Origin of the sequence: Aureimonas sp. Leaf324 (assembly GCF_001423245.1) — a bacterium.
GTDB lineage: Bacteria > Pseudomonadota > Alphaproteobacteria > Rhizobiales > Rhizobiaceae > Aureimonas.
The window spans coordinates 249,349-273,401 of the sequence record NZ_LMOH01000023.1 but is presented as its reverse complement, the minus strand read 5'-3'; the positions used below and the strand labels follow the sequence as shown (position 1 = coordinate 273,401).

General features: G+C 67.1%; 23 protein-coding genes. 15 read left to right on the top strand and 8 right to left on the bottom strand.

Annotation, left to right across the window (positions count from 1 at the left end; translation table 11 throughout):
• Window positions 1-58: 58 nt before the first annotated feature.
• From ASF65_RS13540 to ASF65_RS13520, 6 genes are all read left to right on the top strand, one after another.
• Entirely contained in the window at window positions 59-418 is a 360-nt protein-coding gene (locus tag ASF65_RS13540; RefSeq protein ID WP_055890127.1) for a hypothetical protein, read from the top strand.
• A 126-nt stretch (window positions 419-544) separates the two neighbouring features.
• Window positions 545-889 carry a hypothetical protein gene (locus ASF65_RS13535; protein WP_055890125.1) on the top strand — a complete coding sequence of 115 codons (345 nt, stop codon included), beginning with the start codon at window positions 545-547 and terminating at the stop codon, window positions 887-889.
• Window positions 890-1,059: 170 nt separating this feature from the next.
• A complete protein-coding gene (locus ASF65_RS13530; protein WP_055890124.1) occupies window positions 1,060-1,368 on the top strand; it encodes a hypothetical protein in 309 nt (102 codons plus the stop codon).
• A 577-nt stretch (window positions 1,369-1,945) separates the two neighbouring features.
• Window positions 1,946-2,074: a hypothetical protein gene (locus ASF65_RS22285; protein WP_280137634.1), complete on the top strand. Its 129-nt coding sequence runs from the start codon at window positions 1,946-1,948 to the stop codon at window positions 2,072-2,074.
• A gap of 99 nt (window positions 2,075-2,173) precedes the next feature.
• Window positions 2,174-2,494, top strand: a complete 321-nt coding sequence (locus ASF65_RS13525) for a hypothetical protein (protein WP_055890123.1) — start codon at window positions 2,174-2,176, stop codon at window positions 2,492-2,494.
• A 333-nt stretch (window positions 2,495-2,827) separates the two neighbouring features.
• Window positions 2,828-3,124, top strand: coding sequence for a hypothetical protein (locus tag ASF65_RS13520; protein ID WP_055890122.1), 297 nt, complete (start codon window positions 2,828-2,830; stop codon window positions 3,122-3,124).
• 84 nt (window positions 3,125-3,208) lie between these two features.
• Here ASF65_RS13520 and ASF65_RS21500 read toward each other — a convergent pair whose 3' ends face one another.
• The 3 genes from ASF65_RS21500 to ASF65_RS13510 all read right to left on the bottom strand — a co-directional run bounded on the left by ASF65_RS21500 (window position 3,209) and on the right by ASF65_RS13510 (window position 8,760).
• Window positions 3,209-5,092 carry an ATP-binding protein gene (locus ASF65_RS21500; RefSeq protein ID WP_162239495.1) on the bottom strand — a complete coding sequence of 628 codons (1,884 nt, stop codon included), beginning with the start codon at window positions 5,090-5,092 and terminating at the stop codon, window positions 3,209-3,211.
• Window positions 5,093-5,280: 188 nt separating this feature from the next.
• Window positions 5,281-8,259: an excinuclease ABC subunit UvrB gene (gene uvrB / locus ASF65_RS13515; RefSeq protein ID WP_055890120.1), complete on the bottom strand. Its 2,979-nt coding sequence runs from the start codon at window positions 8,257-8,259 to the stop codon at window positions 5,281-5,283.
• 123 nt (window positions 8,260-8,382) lie between these two features.
• Window positions 8,383-8,760: a hypothetical protein gene (locus ASF65_RS13510; protein ID WP_156369314.1), complete on the bottom strand. Its 378-nt coding sequence runs from the start codon at window positions 8,758-8,760 to the stop codon at window positions 8,383-8,385.
• A gap of 235 nt (window positions 8,761-8,995) precedes the next feature.
• On the opposite strand from ASF65_RS13510, the gene ASF65_RS13505 reads away from it, so the two are divergent.
• Both ASF65_RS13505 and ASF65_RS13500 read left to right on the top strand, forming a co-directional pair.
• Window positions 8,996-10,168, top strand: coding sequence for an extensin family protein (locus tag ASF65_RS13505; RefSeq protein ID WP_244486663.1), 1,173 nt, complete (start codon window positions 8,996-8,998; stop codon window positions 10,166-10,168).
• Between the two features lie 175 nt (window positions 10,169-10,343).
• Window positions 10,344-10,991: a hypothetical protein gene (locus ASF65_RS13500; RefSeq protein ID WP_055890116.1), complete on the top strand. Its 648-nt coding sequence runs from the start codon at window positions 10,344-10,346 to the stop codon at window positions 10,989-10,991.
• Between the two features lie 75 nt (window positions 10,992-11,066).
• On the opposite strand, the gene ASF65_RS13495 is transcribed toward ASF65_RS13500, so the two are convergent.
• Complete coding sequence (locus tag ASF65_RS13495; protein ID WP_055890114.1) at window positions 11,067-11,462, bottom strand: acyl-CoA thioesterase; 396 nt, start codon at window positions 11,460-11,462, stop codon at window positions 11,067-11,069.
• A gap of 113 nt (window positions 11,463-11,575) precedes the next feature.
• On the opposite strand from ASF65_RS13495, the gene ASF65_RS13490 reads away from it, so the two are divergent.
• The 3 genes from ASF65_RS13490 (at window position 11,576) to ASF65_RS13480 (ending at window position 14,634) form a co-directional block, all read left to right on the top strand.
• Window positions 11,576-12,604, top strand: a complete 1,029-nt coding sequence (locus tag ASF65_RS13490) for a DUF1176 domain-containing protein (protein WP_082505572.1) — start codon at window positions 11,576-11,578, stop codon at window positions 12,602-12,604.
• Window positions 12,605-12,718: 114 nt separating this feature from the next.
• On the top strand, window positions 12,719-13,201 hold the full coding sequence (locus ASF65_RS13485; RefSeq protein ID WP_055890110.1) for a PRC-barrel domain-containing protein: 483 nt from the start codon (window positions 12,719-12,721) through the stop codon (window positions 13,199-13,201).
• Window positions 13,202-13,428: 227 nt separating this feature from the next.
• On the top strand, window positions 13,429-14,634 hold the full coding sequence (locus tag ASF65_RS13480; protein WP_055890109.1) for a pyridoxal phosphate-dependent aminotransferase: 1,206 nt from the start codon (window positions 13,429-13,431) through the stop codon (window positions 14,632-14,634).
• 54 nt (window positions 14,635-14,688) lie between these two features.
• Here ASF65_RS13480 and chrA read toward each other — a convergent pair whose 3' ends face one another.
• The 3 genes from chrA to trxB form a co-directional block, all read right to left on the bottom strand.
• The gene (gene chrA / locus ASF65_RS13475) at window positions 14,689-15,900 is read right to left on the bottom strand and encodes a chromate efflux transporter (RefSeq protein WP_055890107.1); all 1,212 of its coding nucleotides are present in this window, start codon (window positions 15,898-15,900) and stop codon (window positions 14,689-14,691) included.
• 300 nt (window positions 15,901-16,200) lie between these two features.
• Complete coding sequence (locus tag ASF65_RS13470; protein ID WP_055890105.1) at window positions 16,201-17,097, bottom strand: LysR family transcriptional regulator; 897 nt, start codon at window positions 17,095-17,097, stop codon at window positions 16,201-16,203.
• 38 nt (window positions 17,098-17,135) lie between these two features.
• Window positions 17,136-18,107, bottom strand: coding sequence for a thioredoxin-disulfide reductase (gene trxB, locus ASF65_RS13465; protein ID WP_055890102.1), 972 nt, complete (start codon window positions 18,105-18,107; stop codon window positions 17,136-17,138).
• Between the two features lie 382 nt (window positions 18,108-18,489).
• On the opposite strand from trxB, the gene ASF65_RS13460 reads away from it, so the two are divergent.
• The 4 genes from ASF65_RS13460 (at window position 18,490) to ASF65_RS13445 (ending at window position 23,011) form a co-directional block, all read left to right on the top strand.
• On the top strand, window positions 18,490-20,280 hold the full coding sequence (locus ASF65_RS13460) for an ABC transporter ATP-binding protein (RefSeq protein WP_055890100.1): 1,791 nt from the start codon (window positions 18,490-18,492) through the stop codon (window positions 20,278-20,280).
• 152 nt (window positions 20,281-20,432) lie between these two features.
• Window positions 20,433-21,830, top strand: coding sequence for a TrkH family potassium uptake protein (locus ASF65_RS13455; protein WP_055890308.1), 1,398 nt, complete (start codon window positions 20,433-20,435; stop codon window positions 21,828-21,830).
• Window positions 21,830-22,618, top strand: a complete 789-nt coding sequence (locus tag ASF65_RS13450) for a glycosyltransferase family 25 protein (RefSeq protein ID WP_055890098.1) — start codon at window positions 21,830-21,832, stop codon at window positions 22,616-22,618. Before ASF65_RS13455 ends, ASF65_RS13450 begins: the two co-directional genes overlap by 1 nt.
• Window positions 22,619-22,687: 69 nt before the next feature.
• Window positions 22,688-23,011 (top strand): hypothetical protein, encoded by a 324-nt coding sequence (locus ASF65_RS13445; protein WP_156369313.1) that lies wholly within the window; start codon window positions 22,688-22,690, stop codon window positions 23,009-23,011.
• Here the strand turns inward: ASF65_RS13445 and ASF65_RS13440 are convergent.
• Window positions 22,984-24,048, bottom strand: coding sequence for a glycosyltransferase family 4 protein (locus ASF65_RS13440; protein WP_055890094.1), 1,065 nt, complete (start codon window positions 24,046-24,048; stop codon window positions 22,984-22,986). The genes ASF65_RS13445 and ASF65_RS13440 overlap by 28 nt on opposite strands.
• Between the last annotated feature and the right edge of the window lie 5 nt (window positions 24,049-24,053).

Here is a 24,053-nt window from a genome sequence, read left to right as displayed (position 1 = left end):
CCGGCGGCGCTTCTTCTCCCGAACCCCCTGACGGGGACCAACGATAGGGAGAACGAACATGAAGCGGATCCTGACCGCCACGGCCGCCCTGGCCTTCCTCGCCGCCCCGGCGCTCGCGCAGTCCACCGACGGTGGCTCGACCTCGGGCGGCACGACGATGATGCCGCCGGCGGGCGCGACCGGCACCACCACGACGGGCGGTGCGGACGCGATGGGCGACGCGGCGCGCACCGGCAACACGGCGGCCCCGACGGGCGGCGCGGCGATGGGCATGGACGACACGTCCACCAGCTCGACGACGCCGGAAGCGCCGATGGCCAACGGCACGCCGACGCAAGGGATGGACCCGGCCGCGGGCGCGGCGGCGAGCAGCTCGACCCCGTCGGGCGGCATCGTACCGGGCCAGACGCCGGACTGATCCGGGCCTACCCCGATCGAGGGATGCCGACGCCGCCCCGCCTTGCCGCGGGGCGGCGTTTTTCGTGGGAACGAAGGCACCAATCGTGGCATTACTGCAGCAGACTCATTCCGAAGGACTTGTCCCATGTTCCGGCCGATCGCTTCCGCACTCCTTCTCGCCGCCGGCCTTGCCGCGCCCGCCGCGGCGCAGTCGTCGATGGCGACGGACGACGTCCGCCAGACCCGCTCGGTGTCGCAGCCGGCGCAAGGGCTGCCGGGCGTCGGCATGGATATCGGAACGGCGGGCGGCGACCGCGGCCCGCGCGGCGCGGGCGGCCTGCAGAACGGCATCGGCGCCTACGGCAACATGACGCCGGACGCGTCGGGCTCGGCGGGCAACGCGCTGACGCGCGTGCCGGGCGCGATCCCGGAAGGCGGTCGCAGCGGCATCGGCATCCCGCTGGGCGGCACCTCGGCGAGCGGCGGCTGATCGCCCGCCGACCCCCGCACGGCGATGTGATCGAGGCCCGCTCCGGCGGGCCTTTTTCTTGCACTTTGTCGAGGGAACTCAAGGCTTTGCCCGACCGTTGCCACCCCAACGACACAATCGGCGCCGCGCGGCTTGCTTTCAGCCCGGCGCCCCAGCCAGGGTGGACGACGATGAAGGAATGCCTCTACGCCAGCGCCGGATTGGCGCTCCTGATCGCCGCGTTTCCGGCGCTCGCCAACGATCCGCGCGAGTCGGGCACGATCCTGTCGCCGCGCGAGCGCGAACAGGTGGTGCGCGAGGTCGTGCTGCCGGACGGGCGCGTGGTGCTGCAGACGGACAACTACGGCTATCCGGCCGCGTTCGGTCTGGGGGATGCGACGGGCAAGGCCTCGTCGGTGCCGCTGGTGAACGGGCGGACGCCTTCGGTCGAGGCCTCGACGCCGTCGGGCGGGCTCGTGCCGGGGCAGGAGCCGGAATAAGCGTCCCGACGACGGACGCGCGAAAGCGGCCCGCGCCACCTCGGTGGCCGGGCTTTTTCGTGGGGGCTACCTGTCGGTCGCCGTTCGGGGAACAGGCGACGGGCCGCCGGAGGCGAACCTCCGTGGGTAGAAAACAAAAGTGGTCCGCCTCCGGCGACCCGCGCGGTGTTTGCGGTTCGGCAGGGTGTGCGAGACCCCGCCAYCGAGCGCCTCTCGTATTGGAGGCTGAACCGGACTTGCCAGAACCGTCCGGGCCACGGTCCCCTCCGGCAGGGGGCGTGTCGCGGACACCGCCCGCCAGCCCCTCCGAACGATCCCGGTGATCATTCGCGCCTGTTCGATGGGGCGGCGATGGGCGGAAGGTTAGGGCCGGACGGCAGCGGCGGGGAGAAAACGGGGAGGGGCGCCTCGCCATGCCCCCGCGCGGACGCTATAGGCGGGGCCTTCCGGCGCGGCCGGCGATCGTCCGGCGAGCCGCGTCTCGACGGGCGGCGCCAAGGGCCCGCCGGTCCACCCCGCACCCCGCCGCCGGCCCCGCCCGGCCGCTGCGGCTGCGAAATCAAAAGGCCGCTTGCCCTTGCCCCGTATCCTCATGCTCCTCACCGCGCTCGCCCTTCTTGCCGGCTGCGCGGAGATCAACAAGCCGATCACGGCGAACGACAGCTGGCGCGAGAAGGCGACGCGCGACAACGGCATGCCGCGCTGACGGCCGTCGATCTGAAGGCAGGATGACGATCAGGTTCAGGAACCGTTCAGGTGGCTGGAGGCTTACTAGGCCATCCATTCAACGGACGGAGTTGATCCGATGAAGAAGACCGTGATCCTCGCCCTTTCGGGCATTCTCGTCGCCACCTCGATGCCGGCGATGGCGCAGACCTACCGGTCGGACGTGCGCCAGTATCGCCAGCACGACCGCATCGAGCGCGGGCTGCACACGGGCCGCATCACGCCGAAGGAGGCGCGACGCCTCGCCCGCCAGCAGCACCGCATCGAGCGCGTCGAGCGCCGGGCGCGCTACTACAACAACGGTTACGTCGACCCGCGCTCGGCCCGCAAGATCGAGCGTATGCAGGACCGCGCCAACCGCAACATTCACCGCGCAGCGCGCAACCATCACCGCTGGTAAGCGGCGGGCCGCGGCCGTGGCCTGATGGAACCGAGCGAGGGGCGCGGGAGCGGAATGGCTTCCGCGCCCCTTTGCTGTTCCGAATCGGTGCGGCGCTCGAAGGCCGATGTGTTCGGGAGAGCGTTCGCAGGGCGCGAGGGGACGGGATGCCTGTGCGTCGCCTGTGGGCCACGCGGCATTTGCATCCCGCATCCCCCGCGTCGGGCTCGATCCCGAGCGCTCACCGGCGACCACGCTGCCGCCGGCGACCCCGACCCGACGCTTTCAGCAACCGTTCAGGCGTCGGAGCGTCCTCTTCCCCGAGACGACGATACCCCCAAGGAAACACAAGCGATGAAAACGACCCTTCTCCTTTCCGCCCTGGCGCTGACGCTGACCGCCCTGCCGGTCGCCGCGCAGGACCTCGTGCTGCCGTCCGGCCCGCCGCGCAACGCGGCCGAGCAGCGGCTGCAGGACCGCGTGGACGCGCAGATCCAGATCAACCGCGAGCGCGGCTTCTACAGCCCCGGCCAGATCCGTCGCCAGGAGCGCTACGAGCGCCGCCAGCGGGCGCAGCAGCGCTGGGAGCGGGAGGAACGGCGTCGGTGGGAGAGGGAGGAGCGACGGCGGGATCGGTACTGGGGCAACTGAGTACTTACAACAATCACACGGCCCAGCGCTCAATCAATGATTTTATCGTCCTGGGCCGTTTATGAAAGAAAATAATATCTAAATCTAGAGAATATCGCCCATCAAGACATCGAAAAACGCGGTATTTCTCTTCTTGGCGTTATCGATAAGCTTTTCATATGACAATGCTTCGATGAATATGTCTTTCTTATCGTGATATTTATAATAACCGTTGCGATCCCATGTCTCGTCAAAATCGTGGCTCTCATAAACATCAACTAGGGATGGTTCTAAATCGGCGACAATATAAGCAAAAATCTTTGTTCCATCCGGTACGGCAATTCTCGATCCGTCAGTTGCTATGAGGGACTTGGTTTCTCGAATTTTTCCAGACGTACTCACCACCTGCGTTACAGGATCTGACTTTTCTGGGCCAAATCGATAGTCATCCCGTCCCGGCCTTTTAAACTCGATTAATACGAGGGAGCTTTCGTCCTTATTTCGATAAACAGAGCAGTCATCAAAGAAAACTAGGTCTGCTACTTTATCTCCAAGGCTTCGGCGGCCGCCATGAATGGTTCGATCGCTGGAAAGATACGAGACGAAAGATAGGCGATCGTCTATAAGCCACAAGTTATGCTCGTAGAATTTTGTTGTCTTTATATCTTGATGCCGAGGGTGAACCAGATCGTGGAAAACATCCTCGAGGCTCATCTTTCCTGATGGCTGGATTCCAATTGCCTTCTGCGCGATATCAATGACCGTTCGCCTATGGACAACGTAGGCGGCTAAAGAGTCTCTGTTCTCTTGCTCAATCCGATCTAGAAGTTGCCTTCTGCGATCCTCCATTTGTTTGGGGTCTTTAACAACGTTTTCAATCTCTCTCTCCCAACTGCTCTGTTTTCGGTAGCGTCTCAGAGAAAGATCGGACACGAACTCCTCGGCTGACCAACTCATTGGTTTCGAAGAAATGTAATCATCTAACGAGGTCTCATGCAACGATGCCCTAAGCAGCGGGTTTCGTTTGAGGACATGAACAACATCCGTCCGCTGGGTGCTTCGCTTGCGCTGAACGAAGTCTTTTTCCTGCAAAAGAAGCTGAGAGGTAACGTGCGAGACAATCTCGTCGATTTCGGCTTCAGGAGCTTCGATGTCTGTTCGAGCGTTGTTGGCTCTTGTGTCTAAATAATCGCTTTTCACAGTGATCACTGCGACTGTTTGTTTCCCTTGATCGTCGAGGAAAAAGGGGGCTCCAATCTTTCGCTCTATGTTGCGGCCGCTGCCGATGATTCGGTCATCAGCAAAAAACAGAATGGAATGAGTATTGAAAAGGCTGCCCTTCGGCGACTTTGATACGCCAATCTCGAACGGCAAGAGCTCACCATTAACTGTAATCATTTCGATGGATGTCGTGTCGCTTTTGATTGCCTCCGAAAACCTATCGCGCGGATCATAGGTTGTGCCATTGTAATTAACGGCAATGTTAGGCATTCTCCCAGTAGCGAAATATGGCAGAAAATATCTAACTATCGAATCGATGAAGTCTTCTGCGGTTATTTTACCCTCTACCCATTGGAAATCTTTGCGGAGTTGTGAAAACTCAACTGTGCAACCCGATTCGCGCAGCTTTGGGTCAAATGGTCGCCTAAACTGAAACTCATTCTGAGAGACCAGCTTAAAATCAAACGCAATTCGTCCACTTGCTCCATCTCCCGCCATGTATTGAGAGTCATAGGAGATTGAGTCAAAGACCTTGGAGGCAATAAATCTTCCAAATCCCTTTCCGCCCTTGCGAAGCTTATGGCCCGTAAATGGAGTCCGAAACTCGTCGAAATTCCTGACGTTAAGACCAGGACCGTTGTCTCGTACTCGGACAACCAATGGGCTTGAATACACCTCAATATCTATACGCGGAATTCCAATAAGCGGAGATGACGACTCTAAAATTGCGTGAAGGCTATTTGATATGGCTTCGAAGATGGGCAACATGAAGCCGTTGAAATCGTTCCGTAAATTCGTTCGTGAAACAACGGCTATCATATCAGCGTGTTTCAATGGCAACGATTCGTCGATTACGGCGCTCACAGAACCCCCAGCGCTTAGCGCATTCCCAAATGAGATAATTAGGTCTGTTTAACAGAACAAATTCAAGGGCTCATCGTGCCGCTTGAGGATTGCTACCTTCCCGGCCGCCCCGTCTTCGCCTTCCGCCTCCCGCGCTTCTTCTCATCCGCCGGGTCCTCGTAGCTGCCCAGCCCGATCTTCTCGCGGCGGATGGGCTTGAGGTCGTCGCCGGGCTTCGGGGGGAGGGGACCTGAGGCGCGGGGCTTTTCCGTGCGGCCGACGGTCATCTCGTCCAGCGTGTTCTTGCGGAAGAGCGTGCGGTTGGGCGTCGCCGTGTCGGTGCCGGGGCCCATGTCGTCGAGCGAAGGCTTGGCGAAGTAGGAGGCGCCGTCGCCCCGGTCGGAGCGCAGGCCCTGGACCTCGCCGATGGCGGCGTGGCCGCGCGCGGCGGGCGGCTTGATGCGGGCGGCGAGGGGCTCGCCGTTGGGGCCGAAGCGCGGGTTCTGGTGGTTCACGCCCTTCTTGCGGCCGCCGCGCGATCTGGCGCTGCCGCCGCCCTCGGAGAACATGTCGACGTCGAGGTCGCGCGCCATCGGGTCGTCGGCGACGGCGAGCTCCGTCGCCTGGAGGCGCTTGATCTCGTCGCGCAGGCGCGCGGCGGTCTCGAAGTCGAGATCGGCCGCGGCGTGCCGCATCTCCTTTTCCAGATGCTCCAGATGGCTCTTGAGGTTGTTGCCGACGAGCGCGCCCTCGGCCGCGTGGGCCCCGGTCGGCACGCGCACGTGATCCTTCTCGTAGTAGCTGTCGAGAATGTCGGCGATCTTGGCCTTCACCGATTCCGGCGTGATGCCGTGCTCGCGGTTGTAGGCCTCCTGCTTGTCGCGGCGACGGTTGGTCTCGGCGATGGCGCGCTCCATCGAGCCCGTCACCTGGTCGGCATAGAGGATGACGCGGCCGTCGACGTTGCGCGCGGCGCGGCCGATCGTCTGGATCAGCGAGGTCTCGGAGCGGAGGAAACCCTCCTTGTCGGCGTCGAGGATGGCGACGAGGCCGCACTCGGGGATATCGAGGCCCTCGCGCAGGAGGTTGATGCCGACTAGCACGTCGAAGGCGCCGAGGCGCAGGTCCCGGATGATCTCGATGCGCTCGAGCGTGTCGATGTCCGAGTGCATGTAGCGCACGCGGATGCCCTGCTCGTGGAGATACTCGGTGAGGTCCTCGGCCATGCGCTTGGTGAGCACGGTGACGAGGGCGCGGTAGCCCTTGGCGGCGACCTCGCGGATCTCGCCGAGGAGGTCGTCGACCTGGGATTTGGCGGGCCGAATGTCGATCGGGGGATCGGTGAGGCCGGTCGGGCGGATGACCTGCTCGGCGAAGACGCCGCCGGCCTCCTCCAGTTCCCACTTGCCGGGCGTCGCCGAGACCGCGACGGTGGGCGGGCGCATGGCGTTCCACTCCTCGAAGCGGAGCGGGCGGTTGTCCATGCAGGAGGGCAGGCGGAAGCCGTATTCGGCCAGCGTCGCCTTGCGGCGGAAGTCGCCCCGGTACATCGCGCCGATCTGCGGGATGGTGACGTGGCTCTCGTCGATGAAGACGAGGGCGTTGTCGGGCAGATATTCGAACAGCGTCGGCGGCGGGTGGCCGGGCTGGCGGCCGGTGAGGTAGCGCGAGTAGTTCTCGATGCCGTTGCACGAGCCCGTCGCCTCGATCATCTCGATGTCGAAGGTGACGCGCTGCTCCAGCCGCTGGGCCTCGAGGAGGCGGCCGGCCTTGTTCAGCTCGACGAGGCGGTGCTTCAGCTCCTCCTTGATCGACTTCACCGCCTGCTGCAGCGTCGGGCGCGGCGTGACGTAGTGCGAGTTGGCGTAGATCTTCACCGACTTGAGGTCGTCGGTCTTGGAGCCCGTCAGCGGGTCGAACTCGTGGATCGCCTCGATCTCGTCGCCGAAGAGCGAGATGCGCCAGGCGCGATCCTCCAGGTGGGCGGGGAAGATCTCGATCGTGTCGCCGCGCACGCGGAACGAGCCGCGCACGAAATCCATGTCGCGGCGCTTGTATTGCTGGGCGACGAGGTCGGCGAGGAGCTGGCGCTGGTCGAGCCGGTCGCCGACCGACATCTGGAACGTCATCGCCGTGTAGGTCTCGACCGAGCCGATACCGTAGATGCAGGAGACCGAGGCCACGATGATGACGTCGTCGCGCTCGAGCAGCGCGCGCGTCGCGGCGTGGCGCATGCGGTCGATCTGCTCGTTGATCGAGGATTCCTTCTCGATGAACGTGTCGGAGCGCGGGACGTAGGCCTCCGGCTGATAGTAGTCGTAGTAGGAGACGAAGTACTCGACGGCGTTGTCGGGGAAGAAGTTCTTGAACTCGCCGTAGAGCTGGGCCGCGAGCGTCTTGTTGGGCGCGAGGATCAGCGCCGGGCGCTGGGTGCGCTCGATGACGTTGGCGACGGTGAAGGTCTTGCCCGAGCCGGTGACGCCGAGGAGCACCTGCGTCTGGTCGTTCTGCTCGGTGATGCCGGACACGAGGTCGGCGATGGCCGTCGGCTGGTCGCCCTTCGGCTCGTATTCCGAGGCAATGCGGAAGGCATGGCCGCCTTCGGACTTCGAAGGACGCTCCGGCCGATGCGGGATCCAGAGCTCGCCGTTCTTGAACAGCGGGTTGCCGGAGGTGATGAGGTCCTGCAGCGCCTGGACGGTGGCGGTGACGCCGCTCTCGGGCAGCGCGGCCGCGTCCTCCAGGCTGACGTTCATGCCGGACACGGGATTGAGGCCGGCGCGGGCGCGCTCGGCGGGCGAGTTGGCGAAGCCCATCGACGTGCCGCGCGCGGTCTTGCCGGGCTTTGACTTCGGCGCGTCCGCCGGGGCGGAAGGCTTCTTCGCCTTCCGGGCGGGCGCGGCGGCCTTGCGCTCGGCCTGCTCTTCCAGATCCTGCGCGATCTGATCCGCCCAGCCGGACAGCGGGCCGGTCAGCGGCGTGCCGTCGAGATCGGGCTGTGGCGCCTCACCGAAACCCGGATGCAGGCGCTCGGAGGCGTCGGAATAATCGAGAAGCGGCGAGCGCTTGGGGGACTGCTTGGGATCGGCCATGGGGCCGAATATGGGCCGGGAGCGGGGCGGAATAAAGGGGGAACGGAGTAGCATCTGATGCGCGGGGCGATGCGCCTGGAGCAGGCCGTTCTGGCGATCGTCCGGCCAAAGCCCATCTGGATTTCAGATGTCTACGCTATCGCGTCGATCGGCTCGATCCGTCGTCTCGGTTGTGGGATATGCGGGAGCGCTGATCCGGCGCATGGTGACGCGGTTCTTGCGCCAGCGCTCCAGCCGCCCGAATGGCACGCCTAACAACTTCATGGCGAAAACCGCCGCTACGCAGATGATGGCGCCCGCGACGCCATGCACGGCGTAAAAGAACATATAGGCATCATGCGGGTCATCGGACGCCTGGATCGGGGACATCCAAGGGCCGAGCAGATATACGCTGGCCATCACCCCGAGCAGCCAGCGGGCTCGCCACGTCCGAAGCTTTTTGATGGCAGGTGAAGGGGCGGGCGGCTTCCACCACTTCGACGGTTCCGATGGTGTCGCCAAAAGACTACTCCTGCTCAGGGGCTGGAGTCTTAGCGCTCTCCGGTTAGTGGCTGATTGAAACCTTACCTCGAATGATCTTTATGGAAAGGGCCTCGAAGAGCGATCGAACCATTCAACGGTCGTCACTGTCGCGCTCTGATCCGCATTCGATCGAACCCGTTCATCATTCGTTGACCAAGCCGACCCTATCCTCCGTCTCGTCCGCTCGAGTTTCGCGGAACTGAGGGCCAGCCGGATGGTATCGAGTCGAACCGGATGGCGTATCGTCACGCTCGCCGTCGCCGTGTCCGCGGCGGCGAGCGCCGATCGCCCGCTGCGGGCCATGGATTTCAAGCCCGTTCCCCCCGCCGACATTCCGGGCGAACTGCCCGTCGCGCGCGATCCGCAGACCGGCGCGCGTCTCGTCTGGGGCGGCCCTGTGCCGCCGGCGCCGGTGCCGGGCGCCGATCTTCCCGCCTATGCGCCGAGCCCGGCCGCCGTCGATCCCGTGCCCGAGCCCGTCTATGCCGCACCGGAGCCGAGCGCCGAGCGCGGGCCGGGCGACTACGGGCGCACCTATCCCGTTCAGGAAGCTGCGCCACCCAAGATGCAGGAGGCCGCGCTGGAGCCGCTCGCAGCACCACGCGTGATCGACGACGGTGGGGCGCTGCCCGAGGCGGAACTGCCCGAAAGCGGCTTCGATCCGTGGGAGGGGCTGACGGATCCGGAGGTCGAACCGCCGCCCGAGCCGAAACCCCGGCAGCCGGCGGCGCGTCAGAGCACGGTGCCGAGCTGGGCCTCGCTCGGCGGCGATCGCCCGCTCTCGCCGATCGCCCGCCCGCCGCGCGGCGCGCTGGAGAGCGAGACGCCGAGCGGATATCGCCCGGTGGCGCGCTCCGAGGCGATGTGCCGGCGCGAGCTCCAGAAGCTCGGCGTCCGCTTCACCGACATCTCGCCCGTGTCCTCGGGACGGGCCTGCGGGATCGAGGATCCCGTGCGCGTGAGCGTGGCGGTCAAGGGCATCGCGATGTCGCCGCCAGCGACGCTCAACTGCCAGACCGCGCTGAATGTCGCCCGCTGGCTGCGCGACGACGTGAAGCCCGCTGCGCGCTGGAAGCTGTGGAAGCAGCCGACGGCGCTGATCAACCTCTCGTCCTACCGCTGTTCGCGCATCGCCGGCTCGCGCACGATCTCGGAGCATGCCGGCGGCAACGCGCTCGACGTCGGGGGCTTCCGGTTCGCGGACGGATCAGTGGTGAAGGTCGAACCGAAGGGCGTATTCGCCTGGCGCGAGAAGCCGTTCCAGACCCAGATCCGCCAGGCGAGCTGCCGTCACTTCGGGACGGTGCTCGGGCCGGGCTACAACCGCGCCCATGCCGATCACCTGCATCTCGATTCCAAGACGCGGCTGCGCCCGATCTGCAAGTAGGCGCCTTTCCTTGCCGCTCCGTGTGACGGTCGGAAACGGTCCGGACCGGCCTTCAGCAGACCGGTGGAAAATAGTTTCCGCAGCGGCATGTCGCGTCGCAGGCAACGAAACGCGACGGCTCACGTTTCAGCCGGCGTGCGGTATGCCGCCGCACGCCCTGGCATAGGACACGTTGATGCTGAAGCCCTTGACCCTTGTGGCCGTTCTCATGGCCACCACGGCGCCGCTGGCGCACGCACAGGAGATGGACGACTACGGCGACCGCCTCGAGCGCGTCGATCGTGGCGACGACCGTGGCGACCTGCCGATGCGCGACGTGCGGCGCGGCGATCGCTGGGCGATGGATCGCGAAGATCGCGCGGACGACCGCGGTCCAGGCGATCGCGATCGTGACGAAGAGCGCGACCGCGATCGCAAGAAGGACGACGACAAGGACAAGGATCGCGACCGTGATCGCGCCGAGATGCGCGACCGCGATGATCGGGGTCCGCGCGACCGCGACCACCGTGGTCCCCACATGCGCGGCCCGGATGGTCCGGACGGCCGCCGTGGCCCGCCGCCCCCGCCGCCGCCGCGCGCCGGGTTCGAGATCAGCCTCGGTGGTGGTCAGACGATCCGCGTCGACTGCGGCGACGAGCCGTTCGCCCGCTGCATCGAGGCGGCCAAGCCGATCATCGATTCCGCGCGTGATATGGCTCGTGGTGGCCCCGCCGCCGGTGGTCCGGAAGCCCCGGTGACGCAGGTTCCCCCGCCGCCGGCCGACCTCGTGACGCCGCCGGCCGGCGAAACCCCGCCGCCGCCCGCGCCGACCCCGGCGAACTGACGCCGACAGCCATGAGACAGGACGCCCTCCCTTTGCGGAGGGCGTTTTCGTTTGAAGGCGGGCGAGCCGAGGGGCTCAGTCGAGCTCCGGCGGGATCGGAGTCGGCTGCCCCGCCGCGTCGAGCGCCACCATCACGAAGCTGCCTTCGGTGACGAGCTCGCGCCGCTGCGAGAGATAGCGACGAGCCCAGGCCTCCACGTGCAGCGTGACCGAGGTGCGGCCGACCTTCTCGATCCGCGCGTAGACGCAGAGTGTGTCGCCGATCTTCACCGGCTTGCGGAAGGCGAGCGACTGGACCGCCGCGGTCACCACGCGCCCGCCGACCCTTTCGGCGCCGCGGACGCCGGCCGCGAGATCCATCTGCGACATGACCCAGCCGCCGAAGATGTCGCCGGCCGCATTGCTGTCGGCCGGCATGGCCTGCACCCGGATGATCAGGTCGCCGGTGGGCTTGTCTGGCGAATCGGACATCGTGCGCTCCTTGAATTTGCCTTGATCCTACAAAGATCGCGCGGACTTGCCGACCGACTTGTCAGGGAGCCCGCGGACGGCGCACCCTGCGGCGGGTTCTTCGGGAGGACGCGATGAGATCGAGACTTTGGGCCTGCGTCGCTCTTCTCGGGGCCGGGTTGCCGGCCGCCGCTGAGACGGGCGGTACGTTCCGCGACTGGGCGCTGACCTGCACGCCGGGACTGCGCTGCACGGCGGAGACCTTCGCGCCGGCCGGCGCGGCGCTCTACGGGCTGGGTCTCGAACGCTCGGTCTCGGCGGATGCGCCGCTTCGGCTTGTCCTGTCGCTGCCGTCCGATGCGTCGATCGCCGGTCCGGTGACGCTGTCCGTCGCGGGCGCCGACCCGGTGTCGCTGTCCGCATCCGCCTTCGAGGCGGACGCGGCCGGCCGCATCCGCAGCTCGGGCTTGTCCGTCCCACCCGACCTTCTCGGCCGGATGCGCGACGCGGCCACGGTGCGTGCCGCCGTCGACACGACGTCCGGTCGGCTGGAGCAGACGTTCTCGCTGTCCGGGCTCGTGGCGGCCTTGCGCAAGATGGACGACGACCAGGGGCGCATCGGCACGCCCACCGCCCTGACGGACCGGGGCGACAAGTCCTTGCCCGACCGCGCCGGACTGCCCGCCGACATCGCGACGCCCGAGGACCTGCCCGCGCCGGTGCGAGCGCTCTGGCAGGCCGGCGGCGACTGCGCGGACCGCGGCGACGTCGCCGACGCGACCGACCTCGGGTTCTCGATGCCGATGGGCGAGGGGACCCGTCTGTTCGTGATCGCCTGCGGCATGCCGGGCGCCTACAACTACCCGTCGCGGCTGTACCAGTATTCCGACGGTGCCGGCACGGCGGATGCCGTGCCACTGGTCTGGATGACCACCGAGGGACCGACCGCCGATCTCGCGATCTGGAACGTTGACCTCGACGGCGACACGCTGTCGTCCTTCTTCAAGGGCCGCGGGATCGGCGACTGCGGGCGCTTTTCCACGTGGCGCGTCGAGCCCGACACGGCGCAGGTCGTGCTCGTGGAGGCTAGAGAGAAGGAGGACTGCGATGGCGACGCGGGCGACGGACCGGAGAGCTGGCCGCGTCTGTGGCCGCCAAGCTGACGGAGGCGCGATCCGCGTCGGGTCGTTGGAACCGATCACGCCGCAGTGCCTTTAGCTGACACGCGCCGGGCCCATGCGGGCTTTGGTCGCAGATATCAGCCAAGAGGTTTGTTCATGAAGTCCTTCGTCCTCGCCGCCGGCCTTGCCACCCTGATGACCGGCGCCGCGCTCGCGCAGACCTCCACCACCACGACGACCGGCGGCACGATGGCCCCGGCGGCGACCACCACGACGACGCCCGCGACGGCCGCTGCCGGCGGTCCGTTCTACACGGTGCAGGCCCCCGCGAGCGGCCAGATGTCGATGAGCCACCTCGCCAGCGACCTCGACGACAAGGACGTCTACGGCGCCAACAACGAGAAGATCGGCGAGATCGAGGACTTCGTCATCAACTCGGACGGCACCGTTGCGGCGGCCGTGATCGAGGTCGGCGGCTTCCTCGGCATCGGCGAGAAGGACGTGCTCGTGAACTTCTCCGAGCTGCAGATGGCGATGGACGGCAACAAGATGCGCATCAACGCCCCGACGCTGACGCGCGAGGCGCTGACCAACGCGCCGGACACCGATCTCGACACCGTGTTCCCCGACCACGACTGATCCACGATCCTTGGATCGATCGGGCCCGCATCGGAGACGATGCGGGCCTTTTTCGTGCGCGCGACCCGGACGCGCCGAAGACGGTGGGGTTTGCCCGGCACCACGTCCTTTCATCTTGCGCCGCACACGGTGCGCGACTAGGGTCCGCCCGCCTCGGTCGGCAGCGGGTCCGGCGTGGGGCGCGATCCAATTCGACCCGCTTCGTCAGTTCAGAACGGAGCCGTTCCATGGCCTTCCTCGCCGCTTCCCTCGACCGCGTGAAGCCTTCCGCCACGATCGCCGTGTCGCAGAAGGCGCGGGAGCTGAAAGCGCAGGGCATGGACGTCATCGGCCTCGGCGCCGGCGAGCCGGACTTCGACACGCCCGACAACATCAAGCAGGCGGCGGTCGAGGCGATCGCGCGCGGCGAGACGAAGTACACCCCGATCTCGGGCATCCCGCGGCTGCGCGACGCGATCTCCAAGAAGTTCAAGCGCGAGAACGGCCTCGACTACAAGCCGGAGCAGACCATCGTCTCGACCGGCGGCAAGCACGTCCTGTTCAACGCCTTCATGGCGACGCTGAACCCGGGCGACGAGGTGATCATCCCCGCGCCCTACTGGGTGAGCTATCCCGAGATGGTGTCGCTGTGCGGCGGCACGCCGGTGGTGGTCGAGACGCGCCAGGAGGACGGCTTCAAGCTGACGGCCGAGGCGCTGGAGCGGGCGATCACGCCGAAGACCAAGTGGTTCCTGTTCAACTCGCCCTCGAACCCGACGGGCGCGGCCTATACCCATGACGAGCTGAAGCGCCTGACGGACGTCCTCATGCGCCACGAGCATGTGTGGGTGATGACCGACGACATGTACGAGCATCTCGTCTACGGCGACTTCACCTTCGCCACCCCGGCGCAGGTCGAGCCGGCGCTCTACGAGCGCACGATCACGATCAACGGCGTCTCGAAGGCCTATGCGATGACCGGCTGGCGCATCGGCTATGCCGGCGGGCCGCTGAAGTTGATCAAGGCGATGGACATGATCCAGGGCCAGCAGACCTCGGGCGCCTGCTCGATCGCACAGTGGGCGGCGGTCGAGGCGCTGAACGGCACGCAGGACTTCATCCCGAAGAACCGCGTCATGTTCGAGCGCCGCCGCGACCTCGTGGTGTCGATGCTGAACCAGGCGAGCGGCATCGAATGCCCGTCGCCGGAGGGGGCGTTCTACGTCTACCCCTCGGTCAAGGGCACGATCGGCATGAAGACCAAGGCCGGCAAGGTGATCGCGACCGACGAGGATTTCGTCACCGCGCTCCTCGAGCAGGAGGGCGTTGCGGTCGTCCATGGCACGGCGTTCGGCCTCGGTCCGAACTTCCGCCTGTCCTATGCGACGTCGGACGAGCTGCTCGAGGAAGCCTGCTCGCGCATCCAGCGCTTCTGCGGCAGCCTGCAGCGCTGAGCGCATCGAAAGCTCGAGGTTGATCGGGGCGGCGGAGCGATCCGCCGCCCTTTTTCATGCGATGAGCTGAGCGACCAGCGCAGCGCCTGCACTTGCCGCGACGACGAGAAGCGGTGGCAGGCGGGCGACATGGAGCGCGGCGAAGGCGAGGGCGACGATCAGCCCGTCCGCCGGGGATGCGATCGTGCCACCGAGGACCAGTCCGACGAGGGCAGCCGCGAGAAGGCCGACCACGGCGGCGTTGGCACCGGCCAGCATGGCACGGGCGGCCGGTGAGGCGCGAAGGCGTGTCCAGGCGGGGAGCGCCGCAAGGAGAAGCAAGAAGCCCGGCAGAAAGATCGCAGCGAGCGCGACCGCCGCACCGACGGCGGGCGAGGGGGCGGGCGCTGCGAGCGCGCCGAGGAAGGCCGCGACGGTGAAGAGTGGACCCGGCATCGCCTGCGCCGCGCCGTAGCCGGCAAGGAAGGTCGACATGTCGAGCCAGCCGGGCGCCACGAGTTCGGCTTCTAGAAGCGGCAGGACGACATGACCGCCACCGAAGACCAGCGAGCCGCTGCGGAAGAAGGCGTCGAAGAGGTCGATGAGGGAAAGCGCCCCGTTCGCGGCAAGTAGCGGCGGCGCGATCGCGAGGGCGGCGAACAGCGCGAGCGCGATGAGGGCCGCGCGCGGGGAGAGGCCGAACTCGTGGTGCTGCGTCGCAGGAGGCAGGGCGGCGGCGTGGCCGAGCAGGCGGTAGGCGAGCGCGCCGGCGGCGATCGCCAGAACCTGCGCGAAGGCGCTTGCGACGAGAAGCACGATCGCCGCGGCAAGGAGCGCGATCACGCGGCGCGACAGGTCGGGCGTCAGCGTCCGCGCCATGCCGAGCACCGCGTCGGCGACGACCGCGACGGCCGCGAGCTTCAACCCGTGGAGCAGCGCCGCGCCGAACGGACCCTCGATGCTGGCCGCGCCGAGCGCGGCGGCGAACATGAGAAGCGCCGACGGGAGCGTAAAGCCGGTGAAGGCGGCGAGCGCACCGAGCGGGCCGGCGCGGGCGAGGCCGATCGCGAAGCCCACTTGGCTCGACGTCGGCCCCGGCAGGAACTGGCAAAGCGCGACGAGGTCGGCATAGGACGCATCGTCCAGCCAGCGTCGCTTCTCGACGAAGGCGCGACGGAAATAGCCGAGATGGGCGATCGGGCCGCCAAACGAGGTAAGGCCGAGAACGAGGAACGCGCCGAAGACGGCGCCGACGCTGCTCGGCCGGTCGAGGGGGTGCGTGGTCATGGCGCAGCCTTACGACGATTCGACGAAAGGTCGGTGACGGCGGCGCGGCGCCGGGATGCGGGCAAGAAAAAAGCCGGGCTCACGAAGAACCCGGCCGAAAAATAAGGGGCTTTCGAAAAAGCAAACCCTTGGGAGGAAACAGTCGGGAGCGAAGCAGCTTGGGAGGAGGTAAGCCCTCCGCGACCCGACTGAGAAGAGTTATAGAGGAGCGAGGACGCAGGACCATCGTTCATTCGACATGTCAGGCATGCGGTGAGCGCATGCAACGTTTGGGAGCCTTGTGCCCTCGCGCGAGCGACGTCAGTAGGACCAGGTGCGCGCTTTGCCGATCAGGAAATCGCGGAAGACCTTCAGCTTGGCCGCGTCGCGCAGCTGTTCGGGATAGCAGAGGTAGGTGTCGAAGGACGCGAGGTCGAGGTCGGGCAGGACCTGAACCAGCTTCGTGTCCTTGTCGATCATGTAGTCGGGCAGGAGGGCGAGGCCGATGCCGCGCTCGATCGCCGACTTCATCGCCATCAGGTTGTTGATCTGGAGGATCGGCGCGCGGCTCTGGCCCTCGGGAAGCCCCGCGGTCTCCAGCGCGTTGAGGTTGCGCAGGTAGTTCGGCGCCGGCTCGCCGAAGGTGATGATGCGGTGCCGGTCGAGATCGTCGCTCGTCTCCGGCGTGCCGTAGCGGGCGAGGTAGCTCGGCGCGGCATAGACGTGGAGATGCACCGTGAAGAGGCGGCGCTGAATGAGATCGGGCTGCTGCGGCTGGCGCAGGCGGATCGCCGCGTCCGCCTTGCGCATCGTCAGATCGATCTCCTCGTTGTCGAAGACGAGCTGCAACTCGAGCTCGGGATAGAGCTCCAGGAACTCCTGCGCGCGCTGCGTCAACCAGCCGGAGCCAAGGCCGACCGTGGTGGTGACGCGCAGCTTGCCCTGCGGCTTCTCGCGCGTTTCCGTCAGCTGCATGCGCACCGTTTCCAGCCGCTTCAGGACGTCGGTCGCGGTCTGGTAGAGGAGCTCACCCGGCTCGGAGAGGACGAGGCCGCGCGCGTGCCGGTGGAAGAGGGGCGCGCCGATCTCCTGCTCGAGCGCCGCCACCTGACGCGAGATCGCGGACTGCGACAGGTTCAAGCTGTTCGCGGCATGGGTGAACGACCCGGCTTCGGCGGCTGCGTGGAAGATCCGCAGCTTGTCCCAGTCGAGCGCCATTGGTCCGCAGCCTCCCCCGAAGCCTCAAGAGTTCGTCGTTATTCGGCGGCTTGCCGCGTTTCGGTGACGGCCTGCGCGGTCAGCCAGCGCTCGGCCTCGAGCGCCGCCATGCAACCGAGGCCGGCCGCGGTGACCGCCTGCCGGAACACGTCGTCCGCGACGTCGCCGGCCGCGAACACGCCCTCGATCGAGGTGCGCGTCGTGCCCGGCTCGACCCAGAGGTAGCCGCCATCCTTCTGGCGAAGCTGGTTGCCGAAGACCTCGGTCGCGGGCGCATGGCCGATGGCGACGAAGACACCGTCGGTCGCGATGTCGCGCGTCTCTCCCGACATGCGATCGCGCAGCCGCACGCCCGTCACCGATTTCATCGGCTTGAGGTTGCCGAGCACCTCGGCGACCTCCGCGTTCCAGACGACCTCGACGTTGTCCTTGGCGAACAGGCGGTTCTGCAGGATGCGCTCGGCACGGAACCCGTCGCGACGGTGCACCACGGTGACGGACTTGGCGATGTTCGAGAGATACAGCGCTTCCTCGACCGCCGTGTTGCCGCCGCCGACCACCACCACGTCCTTGCCGCGATAGAAGAAGCCGTCGCAGGTGGCGCAGGCCGAGACGCCGAAGCCCTGGAAGGCGGCTTCCGATTCGAGACCGAGCCAGCGCGCTTGCGCGCCGGTCGCGATGATGACGGCATCCGCCGTGTAGGTCGTGCCGCTGTCGCCGCGGAACGAGAACGGGCGGCGCGAGAGGTCGGCCTCGACGATCAGGTCGGCCGCCATCTCGGCGCCGACGTTGAGCGCCTGCTGCTTCATCTCCTCCATCAGGAACGGGCCGGCGATCGGGTCGCGATAGCCGGGATAGTTCTCCACGTCGGAGGTGATGGTGAGCTGTCCGCCCTCCTGCAGGCCGGCGACGAGCAGCGGCTTCATCATGGCGCGCGCGGCATAGATCGCGGCCGTGTATCCGGCCGGGCCGGAGCCGATGACGAGAATTTCCGCGTGGCGCTGGGTCATGACGAGACTCTGGCTTCCGATACCGCGCCGGACATGGGCGCAACCCTTGTCGTCTTCAATAGATCACCGGCGGCAAGCCCACAACACGATCCGTTGCGCCCGCGCAACACATCCCCATCGAACGCCGCGCGGGCTGGACGCGATTCGGCCCCGTCGCTATGGTCCCCGCTCTTTCCGCGACGAACCCGAAGGGAGGGCGCATGAACATCCATCCGTCGATCCTTCGCCCTGCCGGACTGCGACCGCTCCCGCCTCAGGCCTGAGCGCTCCTCCGCCACCCGTCGCGCCGGTTCCGCCGGCCACTTCCTTCCGATCGAACGCTCCGAGGCGCCCTTGATGCGCCGCGTGGGGCAGGGACGGCATCCGTTGCCGTAGTCGAGCCATGTCCGTGACCACCAAGGCCGATCGTGCGGGCGCGATCCGCAGAACGCTATCCTTCACCGTCGCCAACTGGCGGGACGAGCGCCCGCTGGCGTTCTCGGTCGCCGGCTGCATCACGCTGGCGACGCTCGCCGACATCCTGATCCCGTTCTACGCCGGCCGCCTCGTCGATGCGCTGTCGGCGACCGGCGAGACGCGCGAGCTCGGCCCGGCGCTGCAGGCGCTCGGCGCGATGGCCGCGCTCGGGATCGTCTTCGTCGCGGCCCGCCACTGCGCCTGGGCGAGCGTCGTGCCGATGACGCTGCGCATCATGCGGCGCGTCGGGGAGGGGACGTTCGGCCGGGTGCAGCACTTCTCCGCCAGCTGGCACGCCAACAGCTTCTCCGGCTCGGTGGTGCGGCAGATCACGCGCGGCATGTGGGCGCTCGACCTCCTGCACGACATCCTGCTCTTGGCGCTCCTGCCCTCGATGGTGATGCTGGTCGGGACCGTGGCGCTCCTCAGCGCGCAGTGGCCGGTGATGGGGCTCGCGATGGGAACCGGCGCCGTCCTCTACGTCGCGATGACCGTCGTCCTGTCGACGCGCTGGGTCGCGCCGATCTCGCGCATCTCCAACCGGCTCGACACGCGGGTCGGCGGCGTCATCGCCGACGCCCTCGCCTGCAACGGCGTCGTCAAGGCGTTCGGCGCGGAGGCGCGCGAGGAGGCGCGGCTCGGCGAGGCGCTCGGGGCCTGGGCGATCGGCACGCGTCGCACCTGGATGCGCGGCACCTGGCTGGGCACGCTGCAGACGGTCGTGCTCTGGGGCATCCGCATCGGCATCGCGGGGGTCGCCGTCCTCCTGTGGTGGCGCGGCGAGGCCTCGCCCGGCGACGTCACCTACATCCTGACGACCTACTTCGTGCTGCACGGCTACCTCCGGGACATCGGCATGCACGTCAACAACCTCCAGCGCTCGGTCAACGAACTGGAGGAGCTGGTCGATCTCCACGACGAACGGCCGGAGGTGCGCGATGCCCCGAACGCGCCCGCCATCGTGCCGGGGCCGGGCGCGATCCGCTTCGAGGACGTGCGCTTCCACTACGGCGCCCACGCGACGCCGCTCTATGACGGGTTGTCGGTCGCGATTCCGGCCGGACAGCGCGTCGGGCTGGTCGGGCCCTCGGGGTCGGGCAAGACGACCTTCGTCAAGCTCATCCAGCGGCTGCACGACGTGGCGGGCGGCCGGGTGCTCGTCGATGGGCAGGACGTGGCCGCGGTCGCTCAGGTCTCGCTGCGGCGGCGGATCGCGGTGGTGCCGCAGGAATCGATCCTGTTTCACCGGACGCTCGCCGAGAACATCGCCTATGCCCGGCCGGAGGCGACGCGCCAGGAGATCGAGGCGGCGGCGCGGCTCGCCCATGCCGATGCCTTCATCGCCCGGATGCCCGACGGCTACGACACGCTGGTCGGCGAACGGGGCGTGAAGCTCTCTGGCGGCGAGCGCCAGCGCATCGCGCTCGCCCGCGCCTTCCTGGCGGATGCGCCGATCCTCGTCCTCGACGAGGCGACCTCGGCGCTGGATTCGCAGTCCGAGCACCTCATCCAGGCGGCGACCGAGCGGCTGATGGCGGGCCGCACCGCGCTCGTCATCGCGCATCGGCTGTCGACCGTACGCTCGCTCGACCGCATCCTCGTCTTCGACCGGGGGCGGATCGTCGAGGACGGCGCGCCGGCCGAGCTGATGCTGCGCTCCGGCGGCCTCTACCGCGCGCTGGTCGAGCAGCAGTCGGCCGGCATGATCGGGGGATGATCGCGGCGGCGCGGGGGGACGGCTTGTCTCCCCCGCGCCCCGACCTCTAGAAGCAGGGAAGGTTCGGCCGGCGGGGCGGCGCGGCCGCTCGTCGGGGAAGCAGGGCCATCGTCAGGACCATCAGCCATGTGGCCGCGATCTTCGGGCTGATCCTGTCGGGGGCGATGCTGCTGCCGGCGCTGGTCGACCTGTCCGACGGCAACCGCGACTGGGTCGTCTTCGTCGGTACGGGCGGCGTCGTCGGCGCGGTCTGCACGCTGATCGCGGTCGCCACGCGCGGCGCGAGCGTGCGTCCGACACCGCGTTTCGGGTTCCTGCTGGTGACGACGATCTGGCTGGTCTCGACCGTCACGGCGTCGCTGCCGCTCTACTTCGCCGAGACCGAACTGTCGTTTGCGGCTGCCGTGTTCGAGGCGATGTCGGGGCTGACCACGACCGGCGCGACGGCGCTGTCCGGCCTCGACGCCCTGCCGCGCGGGCTGCTCCTCTGGCGCTCGCTCCTCAATTTCCTCGGCGGTATCGGGATCATCGGCATGGCGCTCCTGATCCTGCCGTCGCTGCGCGTCGGCGGCATGGCGCTCTTCCAGCTGGAGAGCTCCGACCGCTCGGGCAAGCTCCTGCCGCGCGTCAGCCAGCTCGCCTCCGGCATCGTCGCCGTCTACGGCGTGATGACGCTGGTCTGCGCGATGCTCTATTTCGCGCTCGGCATGAGCCTCTTCGACGCGTTCAACCACGCGATGTCGACGCTCGCGACGGGCGGCTTCTCCACCCATGACGAGAGCCTCGGCTTCTTCCAGAGCGACGCGATCCTGATGGTGGCGACGGTGTTCATGATCGCCGGTTCGCTGCCCTTCGTGCTCTACATCCGCATCTTCCTGCCCCGGCGCTTCCAGCGCTGGCGCGATCCGCAGGTCGTCCTGTTCCTCGTGCTCTGCGTCGTCCTTTCGCTGGCGCTCGCGGTGACGCGCGTCTTGATCAACGAGGTGCCGATCGACGAGGCGCTCCTGTCGTCCACCTTCAACCTCGTGTCGGTCATCACCACCACCGGCTTCGTCTCTGAGGACTTCACGCTCTGGTCGAACGCGGCGATCGGCATCTTCTTCCTCGCCATGTTCATCGGCGGCTGCGCCGGGTCGACGGCCGGCGGCATCAAGGTCAACCGGATCATCATCCTCTACGCGCTGATGCGGGCGAACTTCGCGCGCGTCATCCGGCCCCATTCCGTGCAGCGGCTGAAATACGGCCACGACGACATCTCGATCGAGACGCTGCAGAGCGTCACGATCTTCATCTTCCTGTTCTTCCTGTCGCTGCTTCTCGGCACCACGGCGCTGTCGATCTGCGGGCTCGAACTCCTGACCGCCTTCTCCGCCTCGCTGACGGCGGTCGGCAATGTGGGCCCGGGCTTCGGGCAGGTCGTCGGGCCGGCGGGCAACTTCTCCTCGCTGTCGGCGCCCGCGCTCTGGATCCTGTCGTTCCTGATGCTGATCGGGCGGCTCGAGATCGTCACCGTGCTCGTGATCCTGTCGCCGGGTTTCTGGAGGGACTGATGCGGGTGGTGTTCATCAATCTCGACCGGGCGGTGGAGCGCCGCGCCTTCATGGAGGCGCAAGGGGTGCGGCTCGGCCTGGTGCTCCAGCGCGTGCGGGCGGTGGAGACGGGCGACATCTCCGCCGACGTGGACGCGCGGCTGAACGGGCGCTGGGAGCGGCCCCTGAGCGGGCCGGAGCTCGGCTGCTTCCTGTCGCATCACGCGATCTGGCAAGAGGTTGCGCGGGCGAGCGGGCCGGTGCTGGTTCTGGAGGACGACGCGGTCCTCTCGCGGCGGATCGGGGCCGCATTGCCGGCGCTGACGACCTTCAAGGGCGCGGACTTCCTCAACCTCGAGAGCTTCGACCGCAAGCGCTTCGCGGCGCGGCGGGCGACGGTGCTCGGCGGCGGCGGCTTTGCTGTGCGACGCATGTATCGCGACAAGTCGGGCTCGGCCGGCTACCTCCTCTGGCCGTCGGGGGCGGTCAAGCTGCTCGAACGCACCGAGCGGCGTGGGGCGGCACCGGTCGACGCCTTCCTGCATGGATTCGCCGGGCTCGTCTCCTGGCAGGCGGAGCCGGCGCTTGTGGTGCAGGCGCATATCCTGGAGGCGCGGGGGCTGAAGGCCGGCGTCGATCCGGCGACGTCCATCCAGGCCGTCCGCAAGCGCTCCAGCCTCCGCCGCGAGAACTGGCCGTTTCTCCTCCGCAGGATCGGCACACAGGTCGGGCTCACGCGCTATCACCTGATGCGGCTGGGCATGGCGCGATACGAGCGGACGACGTTAGACTGGAACGACTTTGTTTAGGGGCGTGTTAGATCCATGGATCTGAGGTCGCGGGACATCGATTTCTTCCCTATTGGAGGGAACACATACATGATCCAGTTCTTCCGTTTCGAAGGCATCCCGGATCATGTCGAATTCGACCAGTATCGTCATGTGGAATGCCAGATCGAGACCGGAAATGGAGTTTCTCACTGCTTACTGGGGACGATCTACAGGCCAAAGAACAGACGTAATGTCGTGGGAGTTCGGAACGAGAAGTATCTGATTTTGCTGTTGGAGGTCGATCTCGGCGCGGAGCAGATGTTGGCAGCCAGAATCAAAGTGAACGCATTCGGCACGGTTCTCTCGGAGGGCGAGATCCAGGAACGAAACCAGCACGTTCGAAATCAACTGGATGCCCACAAGCCTTCGTAGACGGCGATGATCTCGTCGGCTTCGCGGGCGAGAGCGAACTCGGTGCGGGCCTTGGCGAGGGCGGCGTCGGCCGCCGTTGTGCGGCGTGGCTCGTCGTCGAGGAAGGGTTCGATGGCGGCCGTCAGCGCCGGCAGGTCGTTCGACGGGACGATCGTGCCGCATCCGTCCGTCACGACGTCGGAGAAGACGCCGACATCGGCGGCCACCACGGGCACGCCGCAGGACATGGCCTCCATCGGCGTCAGGCCGAAACCCTCCCAGCGCTGGGGCGCGACGAAGAGGTCGAGCGCCTCGTACCAGCGCTCGATGTCGCGATGCTCGCCGACGAAGAGGATGCGGTCCGAGAGACCGGCGGCCGCGACCTTGCGCTTCAGTTCGGCCTCGAAGGCGATGTGCTCGGCGGTCGCGCGGCCGGCGACAGCGGCCTGCCAGCCGGGGCGGCGAGGGAGGAGCGCGATCATCGCGTCGACGAAGAGATCGGTGCCCTTCTGGTGCCGCACGCGGCCGAAGCAGCCGACGGTGCGTCGGGCCGGGTCGAGGCCAATCTCGCCGCGCGCGGCCGCCGCGCCTTCGGGATGGGGGCGGAAGCGGGCGAGGTCGATGCCGTGGTGGATCACCGTGTGGGGCACGGTGAGATAGGCGCCCGAGCGCGCCGAGGTCGCGATCACCGCGTCCATCCGGTCGATCAGCCAGCGCGTGTAGCCGGTGTGGCGGCGCTGCGAGGCGGAGGTAAAGACGAGGCGCAGCGGCATGCGCAGGACGTCGCGCAGAACGATGCCGGGCAGCATCTCGACGTTGCGGCGGGCATGCCAGATACGGAACGGCCGGCCGTTCGGCCGGTGCCGGAACCGGAGGAGATCGCGCCAGCGCAGTTTCGGCAGGTGTTCGGGGAGGCCCGGACCGAGGGCGGCGATCGGCAGTCGCTTGGCCTGTTCCGGCACGAGCTGGATGATGGTCGAGGTGACGCCCGACAGGCGGCGCTTGAAATTGGGGGCGACGACGAGGATGTCGGACGGGGATACTTCGGGAGGAGCCACGCGTC